The following is a 12,406-nucleotide window of genomic DNA, read 5'->3' as shown; positions in this document are numbered from 1 at the left end:
GGCGTGGCGGTGGTCCCCCGGTGTGGAGCCGGGAATTAGACGAGGGGTCGCGGCGGGCCCGGGCGCAGTGGGTCAGACGGTCGGTGTCCCTGGGTACGGGTGCGGGGGACGTCGGGGGCGAGACTGGTGAGCTCGCATGTTCAGGTGTCGCATACTCGCGGCCGAGCCCAGAGGGGGCTCGCGCTGAGTGATCTGCGCGAGCCCGCCGGCACCCGGCAGTGTGCTGGTCGGCGATTGGCATGATGGGCGGCGGCAAGTCTCAGGTGTCTCTCACGGAGCGGCTGTGAGGTTCAAGACCGCAGTCGCCGAACGGGACGAGTGGTGCTATTCGCCGGCTGTCGGCGTCGGACCGCTCCGGTTCGGTATGACCGTCGCCGAAGTAGTCGAGGCTGCTGAGATGCTCGGCCAGACGAAGGTCAGCGATTGTGCACGGGACCACGCGATCCTCACGCCGACTTGGAAGGTCGAAGTCCACCGTCGCGGGGTGGCTCCTTCATCGCCTGCCGTCACGGCCTATGTGAGCCGAGCTGTGGGGCTGTTCTGCATAGCTGCCGACGCCGTGCACGGACCTCAGATCGCGTACGACGGTCTTGCGCTGGTCGGGAGAGACCTGTCGGAGCTGGAAAGCGAAGCAATCGCGCATGCCGAGGCAATGGACGTGCACTTTTGCTACACACCCGAGGGCTACGCAGCGCCGGATGATTCCGGGGTCGTGATGCGCGGGCAACTGGTCGGGCAGGTCCTCCGATCGCCTCCGTTGTTCATGGTGACGCGCGACGGCGCGAATACTGAATGGGACTCGATGCCTTCCGAGGAGTACCGCGTCAACGGCCAGTCCAAGGCCTGACGTGGTGTGACTCTTGACGTGGGATGGAGAGGACACACCCGAAGACGCCAGCTCACCAGTCGAGGCCACGTTCGGGGCGTGGCGTATCGCGGACGGCGCCGATGAACCGGGTGAGCCGACCGGTTCTGCCCCTACGACCCGGCATCTGCCTGGCGAGCCGTCGCCCAGTGCTCCTCGAACTCTCTCCGGCTGATCTCTTGTCTCAAGAGCGCAGGGTCAAAGAGGTCCACGATCGGTGGGTTGAACGGCCAGTCGTCAGGGCCACTTCGCACGGCGGTTCCGTCCTCGGCGAGTTCCACTTGGCGAATCCGACGCCCATCGGACCCCACTTCCATCAGATATACGACTGCTTCATCGTTCTCCTCGTCCCAGCGACGCCGCAGGAACACGACGTCCCTCTCCGCAAGCACACCGAAGCCTTCGCACTCACGCTGGGCGTCTCGCTCGGCGCGCAGACCATCCAGTCCTGGAGGCATTCGAGGACCGTCGATGTCGACTTCCTCCAGGCCCTCATCCTGGAACCGAGCCACAGTGTCCGGGTCGGTGACCACCTCAACCCAGGCGAACGTTTCGAGGACCTCCCGCTCGGAACGCGCTTGGACCCACCACCACGAACCGCCCATGCCGTAGTCGTGCAGAACGAGGAAAGGGCGCTTGCGCGCGTCAGCGTCATCGGTCATGGAGGCTGAGAATAGCCAGCCCCGCTGCGGAGCTGTTCGCCTGGTCAAACGCACAGGGCAAACGGTCAAGATCACCTGTCACAGGTCACGCCGCCTGGCCTACCTCTGCCCGCGCCAGCGGGCTGACAGGGTCCTCCCGGTCCTCGCACGACTGCGACACCGCCCGGCACGGGGTGCCCGGTCCTCGCGCGGCACCAGCATCACCGCGCTGTGGACCCTCATCAGCACCGGCTCCGGCTTCAACGCCACGGTCAAGGAGGGGGAGAGCGCCGGCTCCCGGAACTGGTTCCGGAGCTGGCCGACGCGACGCAGGCGCCACTCCCCCGCCTGCGGCTGTCCGGGCCGGTCGCGCCGTCGGGGCGTCGGCGGGGGTGGCCGGGGGGTCAGGAGCCGGTGGTGCGGACCGAGCCGGTGCTGGTGCCGCTGGTGTCGCCCACGAAGCAGGTGACCTTGCGGTCGCCGAGGATCCAGGTGGTGGACTGCGGGAAGTAGTAGAACACTTCGAGCTTGTCCGAGACCTTGGCGTCCTTGCCCACGTAATCGGTGAGGTCCGTACCGCCGCACTTCTCCTCGGCCAGCGTGGCGACCTTCTCCTTGCCCGGGTACGGGCCGTTCTCCAGGGTGAAGACGGCGTACGCCTCCCCCTCGTGCGGCTGGCTGCAGGGCACGACGCGCACCGAGAAGGCGGCCTGGCCCTCGGTCTTGTCCTTGTACTGCGCCAGGTCGCCGTTCGTGGTGAAGCAGTCCCCCATGCGGAGGTCGTTGACCTTGCTGGAGCCCGAGCCGGTGACCTGGCCACCCGTGTCGCGCTTGGGCGCGGGGCTGTCGTCCAGTGCTCCGGAGAATCCCAGGGTGAGGAAGATCGCGTAGAACGCGATGGTCAGTGCGTGGATGACGATCGCCGCGATGGCGAAGCCCTTGCCCTTCTCCCCGCGGGTGCGGATCTGGGAGAGGGCGACGATGCCCAGGATCAGCGGGACCAGCGGCAGCGCGCAGACGATCGACATGACGAACGCGACGACGGCCAGCACGTTGGTCTGCTGCTGCGGCAGCGGCGGCGCGTACCAGCCCTGCGGGCCGCCGTACGGCCCGGGTTGCCCCGGCTGCCCGTATGGTCCCGGCTGTCCGTACGGCTCGGGGTGCGGCGGGGGCTGCGGTGGTATGGACATGCGGTGGAGCTCCTTGTGCAGGGGTGAACGCAACCAACAGCCAGGCGGGGACACCGCGACCGCCGGAGGGCGTCTGATCGTCGCATGGTGTCCGGGGCGGCCGACGACCGGGCGTGGCATCGAGGGCGGCCGTCACCTGCTCCCCCTCGGGGCTTCGGCGGGGGTGTGGGGCTCCCGGCCGGTCCGGGGCAGGGTCTGGGGCCCCGGGGGGCGTTGCAGGGGCTCAGGGACCGAAAGCCGGGGTGGCCGGGGTGCTCGGGGGTGGAGGGGCCGGGGCCGGTGGGGTGGCCCCCTCCCTCGGTACCCGCTCCCCCCAGGACAAGGTACTGAACGCCGGTGGACTGGCTTCGGTCCCTGTCCGTTCAGTCACTGCATAAACCTGCAGGTCAGGGGCCCTCCCCCCGGTGGACAGGGACCGAAGGGACTCAAATCTCTAGTTATGAGCCGCATAAGCATCTAGGTACCTGTCCTTACGCCCGCGCATACACACGCACACGTGAGAAGTGGAAGAGCTGATTCTCAGTCCCTTTAGTCCCTGTCAGTCGCTTCTCGCCCTTCTGACCTGCGGTTTCTTCCAGGGACTGAACAGGGAGGGACTGAACCGGAGTCGGGGTGCTTTCAGACCCTGAGGTGCGTCGGACCGCGGCGGCCGCCGGGGCGGGGGGTGAGGGACCGGACTGGGACAGGGTCGGACCAGGGTCCCGGTCGAGCCCGCCTCAAGGGCGGGAGGACCAATGGTCAGTTCTCGGCCAGAAAGTGCGACACGCCCGGGTCTCAGCCGGTTGAAGAAGAGGAACCTACCTGGATGAACCGGGCCATACCTTCACGTAGTGAGGGACCGAAGGGACTGAACTGGCGATACAGCGGCTATTTGAACCTGAGCCGCCGCAACCTCTGAGGTAACCTCCGCAATAGTGAATCTTCAGTCCCTCTGGTCCCTGAGCTGCAGGTGGAAGGCCACTCAAGGGAGCAGCAAGGGGCTGGGAGCAGCCGCCCCTCACACCGCGTCAAGGAAGAGCCAGTGCCCGTGCGTTACGAAAGCCCGCCACACGAGGTGAATGGCGGGACCGCACTGGACGTGGCCACGTGGATGGCGCTGCGCGGCTACCCTGTCCACCCCCTCGCGCCAGGGACCAAGACGCCCGCTCCGAACTGTTCCGAATGCCGGGAAGGGCAGCACCCTCCCCACGCCTGCCCGTGCCACGCCCGGGGGCGCTGGTGCCACGGTTTCCACGCGGCGACCACCGACCCCGAAACGGTGCGCCAGTGGTGGGGGGCCAACCCCGACTTCGGGATCGGTGTCGCCTGTGGACCTGCCGGACTGGTGGTCATCGACGTCGACGCCCACGCCGTACCGCTGCCGGACCGGCAGAAGCTGCTGCCCGGGATCCCCATCGACGAGCGCGTCGACCTGACCGGACTCAGCAGCGGCTTCGACACGTTGGCGCTCCTGGCGGCGTACAGGGGTGTGCCCAACCCCTGCGAGGACGAGTCGACCCTGCGCGTCCGCACGCCCTCCGGGGGCATGCACATCTGGTACCGCACGCCCCAGGACGGGCCGAGCCTGCGGTGCTCCAGTGGTTCGAGCTCCAAGGTCGCGCTCGCCTGGCAGGTCGACGTCCGCGCCGTCGGCGGCTACATCGTGGCGCCGACGACGCGCACGGCCGCAGGTGTCTACGAGGCGCTGGGCGGGGCCCGGCTGCCGGCGGTCCTGCCGATGTGGCTCACCGCCGAACTCGTACGCACCGGCCACAGAGTTGAGCAGCCCGCCCCTGCGGAGCCCACCATGCCGCGACCGAAGACCCGGGACTCCCGGGGCCCCCAGGGCCCCCGGCAGGCCGGCCGGCGGGTCCTGGCCTCGCTCCTGGACGAAGTCCGTGCCTGCGGCGCCAGTCCCGCGGGAACGGCGTTCAGCGAGAAACTCAACCGAGCCGCCTTCACCGCCGGAGGTCTGGCAGCCTCCGGCCACCTCACCGGGGCAGAGGCCCGGGAACTGCTCCTCGACGCCGCGAACCAGGCGCGACCCCACCAGCCACGCCGAAACGTCCTCATCGTCGACACAGGGTTGCGCGCCGGCAGTGATCGGCCGATCCACCCCAAGGAGCGCCCATGAGCAGCGCCGGAAGCACGGGGTTCAATGCCCAGGCGGCGGCGGAACAGCTCGCCGCGTTCACGACGGACACCACGACGCAGGGCCGACGCCTGCCCGCCCAGCAGAGCGGAACGCCCACGGCCATCGGGGCCGCGGACTTCATCCAGGCCGGGTTGTTGAACAACCTGACCGATCGCGGCAACGCGAAGCTGTTCGCGCACCTGCACCACGACCGGTTCCGGCACGTGGAGGGTCTGGGCTGGTACGTCTGGGACGAGTACCGGTGGAAGCGCACCGGCGGGGAGAAGGCGGCGATCTGGGCCGCCGGTGACATGGCGGAGGATCTGCCCGCCCACGATCCGCGCGGGGTGTTCACCGACCGGGAGCTGGCCCAGCACCGCAAGCGCACCATGTCCACCTCGGGCGTCAAGGCCATGCTGACGCAAGCGAAGGCGTCGCCCGAACTGGCGTTGGACCCGGACACGCTGGACGGCGACAAGTACGCGCTCTGCACCCCCGCCGGTGTGGTGGATCTGCGTACCGGCGACCTGCACAAGCCCAATCCGACGCGCGACCTGCATTCCCGTGCCACGCACCTGGCGCCCGAGGCCATGCCCACCCCGCGGTTCCACACCTTCCTCAAGCAGACATTCGGGGATGACGACAAAGGCAAGGAGATGATCAATTTTCTTCATCTCCTGCTCGGCTACTCCATCACCGGTGATGTGGGCGGCCAGGTCCTGCCCTTCCTCTACGGCGTGGGCGCGAACGGCAAGTCCGCCCTGCTCGACGTCGTGATCAAGATCCTCGGTGACTACGCGGACGTGGCACCGCCCGGGTTCCTGATGGAGCGCGGCAAGTTCAACGAGCACTCCACCGAGCTGACCGAACTGCACGGGCGGCGCCTGTTCGTCTGCAGTGAGCTCAAGCCGCACGACAAGTTCGACGAGGCCCGCGTCAAGCTCCTCACGGGCGGCGACCGGCTCAAGGCACGGCGGATGCGGCAGGACTTCTTCAGCTTCGAGCCGACCCACAAGCTGTGGCTCCTGGGCAACCACCGCCCGGAAGTGGGCACCGGTGGGCACGCGTTCTGGCGCCGGATCCGCCTCATCCCCTTCGAGAAGGTCGTCCCCGACCACCGGAAGATCGACAACCTGGCGGAGGCGCTCGTACAGGAGGAGGGTCCGGGCATCCTGCACTGGATGATCCAGGGAGCCAAGGCCTACCTCGCCGACAAACCACCCCTGACGGGGCCCAGCGTCGTACGCACCGCCACCCAGGCCTACGCGACGACCGAGGACCACATCGGGCGCTTCCTCGCGGAATGCTGCACGACCGGCGCGGAACTGCCCGATCCACGCGACCTCAAGGTCGAACAGGGAGCCCTCTACCGCGCCTACAGTGCCTGGTGCCTTGATGGGGAGGGTCTGAGGCCCGCCACGACGCGCGCGTTCGCCACGCGCATCCGCGCCGAGGTGGGCGTGGCCTCGCCCAATGAGATGCTCCGTTCGAACGGGCAGAAGTTTTATCCGGGGCTGGCCCTTCTGGCCGATGAAGAGTAGGTCCCACGTGACGCGAACAGGGCAACTACGGCGTGACTGGTCGATGCGTGCTGCAGTCCCGGGGCGGGCACACCTACGATGGACAAGGATGATGAACGGATCCACCAGCCGGCGGGAGCCCACGGGGCTCCGTCGCATACCGGCATCGGCGTCGCTCGCGGCGCGGAGAAACCAGGGGCCCCGCGGGGCCGACGTGCACGAGGAAGGGTCCAGGCCATGAGCTCGCTACTGACAGCAAGCGATCTCGCCCACGAGGTCAAAGTGGTGTGGCTGGAGGATCCCGAAGAACTCGACTACGTACGGCAGGCCCTGGACAAGACTCCGCGCCGGCGCGGGAAGCCGCGCTACCACCGTGACGGGCGGATGATCGGGTTCACCGAGCTCGGCGACACGGCGGAAGCGGACCCCGACAGCGGGCTGCAGAAGCGGCGTGTCTTCTACCTCCTGCCGCACGACCGGGACGCCCAGCCCGAGGGCCTGTACCGGGAAGGCGCGCCGGGTGAGGCCGTCGACCCGCGGACCATCCAGCCCAGGCAGGTCGGCAGGAAGACCGAACGCTCGCAGCGAGGGCTCTCCGCCCCCACCGTGGCCTGACCGACCGGATGGCCGCGCGCGTGGGGTGGCTGAAACGCGCCGTACTTTGATGGCGAATTTCAGTCCCTTCGGTCCCTGGCAGTCCCTTCGGTCCCTCAGCCGGTCCCCCGGCGGGTCGTCCCTCAGAAGGCCAGGTCGACGTAGTCGATGTCGGTGAACTCGACCAGGAGGCCGGTGGCGCGGGCACCGTTGTCCTTGAAGTAGATCTCCTGCAGGGCTTCGGCGGTGATCTGGCGGAGCTGGGCTTCGGTGGCGCCGGCCTCCTGGGCGGTGAAGAGGCGGCTCGCGTACTCCGGCGGCAGGTGCTGGGTGATGCGCCGCATGCGGCCGTCGTCGGTGGTGCCGGGGGCCGCGGTGAAGCCGAAGCGGGCGCGGGTCTCGATGACGAGGCCGGTGGTGCGGGCGGCCCGGTCGCGGGCGCGCCTGCGTACCAGCGGCTGCCAGCGGCGGCGTACCTCCGTCTCCAGACGGGTCGCCAGGTCCGGTTTCGGTGTTCGGATCTGGTTCTTCACGTAGCGCTCGACCGTGCGCTGGGAGATGCCGAGCAGGCGGGCCGTCTCCCGCGTCGACTTGAGCTGCTTGACGAGGAAGCGCATCTGGGCGCCCGCGGACCGGGGGACGGGGCGGGTGAAGTTCTGCTCGTCGGCGCGGATGAGGCTGTCGTCGATGTCGGAGGGGGGCATGGGTTCTTACTCTCGCTTACTCTCCGTCGGCCGCGGCGTCGTGGCCCTTGATGTGGCGTGCGGGGTTGAGCTGTGAGTCGAGCATCTCCACGGCCCAGAGGAGGGACTGGGTGCCCTCGTGCTTGACCATGCCCGGGCTGACGCCGAGACGGAAGCCGCCGGGGAGGGGCTTGCCCTCGGGGGTGCGGGGGAGGAAGTCGAGGGGGCTGGGGCCGGGGGAAAGGTACAGCGCGCAGTCGGAGAGGACCGCGATGGGGTACTGGCCGGCGGCGGTGGCGAGCTTGTGCATCTTGCGGTGCATGTTGACGCGGGCCGTGGAGATGACGGCGGCGCGGATGTCGGGGCGCCAGGTGGGGCGTTCGAGGGCCGGCCAGGGTTCGCCGTGGCGGTAGCCGGCGCCCTGGGGGCGTTCGCGGAGTTTGCCGATACCGCCCTTGACGGTGGACTTGATGGCTGACAGGACCGGCTTGAGGGTGGGGTGGTGGGGCGTCGTGGCCATCTCCGCCATCGCCTTGAGGAACTCGGCCTCGGTGAGGGCCGGGGTGATGCCGAGGTCGGCCATGGTGGCCATGTAGGCGTCGCGGAGGCGGGTGTACCAGGCGTCGAGGTAGGGGCCGCTGTCGGGGCGGAGCCAGGCCTCGGTGGGGTGGACGGCGTGGCCGAGTTCCTGGGCGTAGGCGAGGGTCGGGGTCGCGTACCAGGCCGGGCCGGTCGGAGGCCGGCCGTGGGGGGTGAAGGGGCTGGGGAGGCGGGGGTCCTGGGGGAGGGCGGAGAGGTCCGCCAGCCAGCAGCCGGGGGTCTTGGGGTCGAAGCGGGGCGAGGTGGTGTGGGTCGCGGGGCCGAGGCCGACGGTGAGGCGGTTCGCGGCCGCGGCGAAGGCCATGTTCACGTCGATGCCGACGGCGTGGGTGAGGGTGCACTCGTCGTCGGTGAGGAGCTGGGGATCGCGGATCCAGTCGTACGCCTCTTCGTCCAGGACCTGGTCCGGGGTGCGCTGGTGGGCGCGGGGGTAGAGGGCGGCGACGACGGGGTGTTCGTCGGGGGCCTCGGGGGGCGCCGGGTCGACGGGGCGGGTGAGGGAGCCGGCGACGGGGGCGGACTCCCACGCCTGGGTGACGGGGTTGCGGGCGGCGCGGGTGGGCGGCCGCAGGGCCGTCATGAGTTCGAGGCCGGTGACCGCCGTGGAGCCGCGGGGGGTGAGGACGCGGGTGGCGTAGGTGGTGAGCAGGTCGGCGAGTTCGGCGGCGGGGAGGTCGGCGGTGTCCTCGCCCCAGGCGCGGGGGTCCAGGGCGCCCCAGGGGAGGACCGCGAGCTGGACGCACTGGCGGCCGGTGGTGGGCGTGGCGGGGCGGTAGACGCGGGGCCAGGGGCCGAAGCCGCGGCGGGTGAGCTGCCACTTGTGCTTCGCGAGGAGCTTGAGGGTGGGGTGGTTGTCGGGGAGGCGCAGGCCGCGGCGGTCTTCGAGGGTGAGGGGGAGGCCGAGTGCCTCGGTGGCGGCGGCGGTGAGGACGAGGAGGGGGTCGCCGTCCTTGCCGTTGCGGTGGAGGCGGGGGGAGCGGAGATCGGCGTCGGGGGAGAGGGCCCAGGCGATGAGGGTGGGCAGGTCGGTGGCGGCCTTGGGGGGGAGGTCGAGGAGGAGGCCGCCGGCGGCGTGGGCCCGGGGGGTGCCGGTGAGGACGGCGAGGGGGATGTGGTGGGGGGCGGGGGGTGTGGTGCGGGGAGGGAGGGGGGCCGCTTTGCGGGTGGGGGGAGCGGTATTAACGGCGTTAACGGTGGGCGCGGGGGGAGCGGGGGGAGGGGTATTAACGGCGTTAACGGTAGGGGCGGGGGAGGGCGGGGTGTTAACGGCGTTAATGCCGTCGGCGCCGTCTCGGGGGGCGAGCTCCTGGCTCGGCTCGGCCGGGAGGCCGGGTGCGGCCTCCGGAGTCGGGGGGTGCGCAGGGGTGGGGGTGTGGAGGGTGGAGAGGCCTTGGAGGAGGCGGGCGTAGGCCGCGCGCTTGGGCGGGCGCGGGGCGGTGCGGCCGGTTTCCCAGGAGGTGACCGTTTCGCGGCGGACGGAGAGGGCCTTGGCGATCTGGTCCTGGCTCAGTCCGGCGGCTTCGCGCAGGCGCTTTCGCTCGTCGGGGTGCGGCAGGAAGTCCTGCGCGGCTGCCTCTTCGAGCAGGGCGTCGACCGCTGCGAAGAGCGTCGTCTGTTCCGGGTCGTTGCTCATGGCTCTCGTCGGGTCTCTCGGTCTGGGTCGCGTCCGCGTCCGGATGGGTCTCTCCGCGGCAAGGCTATGTGAAGCGCACCTCCAAACGCACATGAAACGCACGTGGGGCGTTAACGGCGTTAACGCCCCATCGGGGTCCCGCCTCAGATGCGGGAGAGCAGGAGCTCGGTGACGGCCTTGAGGTCGTCGGGGGTGAGGTGGGCGGTGAGGGCGTCCGCGATGGTTTCCGGGGAGTGCGTGGAGATGGTGATGCGGGGCGCGGGGGAGGGGTGCGGGGGAGGGGTGGGCGTTGATGTGATGGATGAGGAGAGTGGGGTGGAGGGGGTCTTGGGGGCGGGTGTGGCGGGCGGGGCGTTAACGGCGTTAACGGTACTGACGGCGTTAACGGCATTGGCGGGCGTGCGTTGGCGAGGGGGATTGACGGCGTTGAGGGTCTCCTCGGCCGCTGCCGCCTGTGCCTCTTGGGGCAGTCGGCCGATACGGCGGGCCGGCTCCACCTTGAGCTCGCCCGTGTCGACCTTCTCCTGGAGGGTGGGTGTCAGGTTGAGGAGGGCCAGCCGCTGGGAGACCCAGGCCGCCGTCTTGCCGAGCCGCTTGGCGACCTGGGCCTGGGAGCCGTGGACGTCGACGAGTTCCTGGAGGGCGCGGGCCTGGTCCATGGGCGCGACGTCGACGCGGTGGACGTTGGCGATCAGGGCCGATTCGAGGATGTCGGCGGCGGACGCGGACAGCGCGTCGTTGACGTGGATGTGCATGGTCTTGAGGCCGGCCAGCTGGGCGGCCGCGAGGCGCCGGTTGCCGTCGATGACCACGTACGGGGCGCGGCCCAGGCCGTCGGTCTGCCCCGGGTGCGCCTCCATGAAGGCCATGCGGGTGGCGACCGCGAGGGGCTGGAGCTGACCCCGGGAGAGGAGGGACTGGGCCAGCTCGTCGAGTTCGGTGAGGTCCTCGCGGAGGTTGAAGGGGTTGTGGGCGAGTGCCTCGATGGGCACCTCGGAAGGGGGGACGATGCCGGAGGTGGGGGCCCCGGTGGCTTCGGCGATCGCCGCGCGTCGGGAACTGACGCCGACGGGCTGGGCCCGGGCGAAGGAGGCGGAGACGCCCAGTTTGTCGGCCTTGCTGCTCATGAGATCTCCCGGGCGAGGGCGCGGAGGGCTACGGCCTGGTCGCCCTTGGGCGCGTAGACGAAGAGGGGCTGCTTCACGCGGACGGCTTCGCGCTGTTCCTTGAGGTCGGGGACGATCGCCACGACCCGCGGATCCTTTATGTCCATCCAGGCCTGGAGGGAGGAAGTGGCGATGTAGCCGCGGCGGCCGTCGTACAGGTTCACGACGAGGCCGAGGTAGTCGATGTCGAGACTGAGGTCGTCGCGCAGATCGTTGATTTGGGAGGTGAGCAGGTCGTAGGCGTCTGCGGAGGAGTCCTCGGCCTGTACGACGATCAGCGCGCCGGAGGCGCCCGGCTGTTCGGTGTCGCGGCGGCGGCCGTAGTAGATGGCCGCGTCCATGCTGAGCCCGAGGCTGGGCGGGCAGTCGATGAGGATGACGTCGTAGTCGGATTCGACGGGGGCGAGGGCGCGTTCGAGGGCGGCTTCGCGGGCGCGGACGGTGGAGAGGCGGACGTCGAGGAGGAAGGCGTCCGTGCAGGCGGGGAGGAGGTGCAGGCGGTCGCCGAAGCGGTCGTCGGGGATGGGGACGATCAGGTCGGTGAGGGGGCCCTTGGCTTCGCCGGCCATGTGGCAGGTGAGGCTGTCGCCGCCGATGGGGAGGGGCTGTTGGCCCAGCTGCTTGGTGAGGTGGCCCTGGGGGTCGAAGTCGACCAGCAGGACGCGCATGCCGAGGCCGGGGAGGTCTTCCAGGTCGACCGGCGTCGTCTCCGGGTAGGAGGCTCCGCGTTCTCCGTTCGGTTCGTCGGAACCGGGGGAGAGGCGGGCCAGTTGGCGGGCGACGCGGACGGGGTGGAGGGTCGACGGGTCCTCGGCGAGGGCCTCGGCGGTGCCGGCGGTGATGGCGGTCTTGCCGACGCCGCCCTTCTGGTTGCACACGACGATGCGGCGTACGACGGAGGGCCGCTTGACGGTGGGGGCGGGGTTCATCTCCAGCCAGAGGTGGACCGCTTGGGCGAGACCCTGGATGAGGGAGACACCGCGGTCCTTGGAGGCGGCCCGGAACGACTCCCACTGGCCGAGGGGCAGCCAAGTGGAGAAGGACTCGGCGCCGGAGGTGTCGACGGGTGAGGGGGCGGAGGCGAGGGCGCTCCAGTGGGCGATGCCCTGGTGGACGGCGTCCTGGATGTCGACGCGGAGTTGGGCGGTGCGGATCTTCAACTCCTGGCGGAGCCACGGGGGGAGCTTGGAGACGACCTTTTCTCGGTCGCTCTGGGAGGAGGGGGAAGTCATGGGAGGGACTTTACTAACGTTCTGGGGTGGATGTGGGCGCCACGCTTGGGTTTTGCTAACGAAGTGGGTGCGGGTGGCGCGTTGCGGGGGCGTGGTGCGGGTGCCGTGGTGTTTCGTCAGCCGGTCGGGGTGGCTGGGGAGTCCGGGGGCGGTCGTACGGCGCAGGGCC

General features: G+C 70.0%; 10 protein-coding genes. 4 read left to right on the top strand and 6 right to left on the bottom strand.

From position 1 onward, the window contains the following. The first annotated feature begins 283 nt into the window (after nucleotides 1–283). On the top strand, nucleotides 284–847 hold the full coding sequence (locus OG861_RS33380; RefSeq protein ID WP_329202951.1) for a hypothetical protein: 564 nt from the start codon (nucleotides 284–286) through the stop codon (nucleotides 845–847). Nucleotides 848–978: 131 nt separating this feature from the next. On the opposite strand, the gene OG861_RS33375 is transcribed toward OG861_RS33380, so the two are convergent. Continuing rightward, entirely contained in the window at nucleotides 979–1,527 is a 549-nt protein-coding gene (locus OG861_RS33375) for a hypothetical protein (RefSeq protein ID WP_329202953.1), read from the bottom strand. Nucleotides 1,528–1,910: 383 nt separating this feature from the next. Then, nucleotides 1,911–2,696, bottom strand: coding sequence for a DUF4190 domain-containing protein (locus tag OG861_RS33370; protein ID WP_329202956.1), 786 nt, complete (start codon nucleotides 2,694–2,696; stop codon nucleotides 1,911–1,913). A gap of 1,090 nt (nucleotides 2,697–3,786) precedes the next feature. On the opposite strand from OG861_RS33370, the gene OG861_RS33365 reads away from it, so the two are divergent. The 3 genes from OG861_RS33365 (at nucleotide 3,787) to OG861_RS33355 (ending at nucleotide 6,944) form a co-directional block, all read left to right on the top strand. Next, nucleotides 3,787–4,809 carry a bifunctional DNA primase/polymerase gene (locus OG861_RS33365; protein WP_329203376.1) on the top strand — a complete coding sequence of 341 codons (1,023 nt, stop codon included), beginning with the start codon at nucleotides 3,787–3,789 and terminating at the stop codon, nucleotides 4,807–4,809. After that, nucleotides 4,806–6,350 carry a DNA primase family protein gene (locus OG861_RS33360; protein ID WP_329202958.1) on the top strand — a complete coding sequence of 515 codons (1,545 nt, stop codon included), beginning with the start codon at nucleotides 4,806–4,808 and terminating at the stop codon, nucleotides 6,348–6,350. Before OG861_RS33365 ends, OG861_RS33360 begins: the two co-directional genes overlap by 4 nt. A gap of 216 nt (nucleotides 6,351–6,566) precedes the next feature. Next, the gene (locus OG861_RS33355) at nucleotides 6,567–6,944 is read left to right on the top strand and encodes a DUF6009 family protein (protein ID WP_190187537.1); all 378 of its coding nucleotides are present in this window, start codon (nucleotides 6,567–6,569) and stop codon (nucleotides 6,942–6,944) included. Nucleotides 6,945–7,066: 122 nt separating this feature from the next. Here OG861_RS33355 and tpg read toward each other — a convergent pair whose 3' ends face one another. From tpg to OG861_RS33335, 4 genes are all read right to left on the bottom strand, one after another. Further along, nucleotides 7,067–7,627, bottom strand: a complete 561-nt coding sequence (gene tpg / locus OG861_RS33350) for a telomere-protecting terminal protein Tpg (RefSeq protein WP_329202961.1) — start codon at nucleotides 7,625–7,627, stop codon at nucleotides 7,067–7,069. A gap of 16 nt (nucleotides 7,628–7,643) precedes the next feature. After that, on the bottom strand, nucleotides 7,644–9,839 hold the full coding sequence (tap, locus tag OG861_RS33345; RefSeq protein WP_329202963.1) for a telomere-associated protein Tap: 2,196 nt from the start codon (nucleotides 9,837–9,839) through the stop codon (nucleotides 7,644–7,646). A 143-nt stretch (nucleotides 9,840–9,982) separates the two neighbouring features. After that, nucleotides 9,983–10,966, bottom strand: coding sequence for a ParB/RepB/Spo0J family partition protein (locus tag OG861_RS33340; protein ID WP_329202965.1), 984 nt, complete (start codon nucleotides 10,964–10,966; stop codon nucleotides 9,983–9,985). Next, nucleotides 10,963–12,237, bottom strand: coding sequence for a ParA family protein (locus OG861_RS33335; protein WP_329202967.1), 1,275 nt, complete (start codon nucleotides 12,235–12,237; stop codon nucleotides 10,963–10,965). Before OG861_RS33335 ends, OG861_RS33340 begins: the two co-directional genes overlap by 4 nt. Nucleotides 12,238–12,406: the final 169 nt, after the last annotated feature.

Source organism: Streptomyces sp. NBC_00539, from assembly GCF_036346105.1.
In the GTDB taxonomy this organism is placed as follows: Bacteria; Actinomycetota; Actinomycetes; order Streptomycetales; family Streptomycetaceae; genus Streptomyces.
Note: the sequence above shows the minus strand (reverse complement) of the source record. Positions and strands in the feature narration are given on the sequence as shown.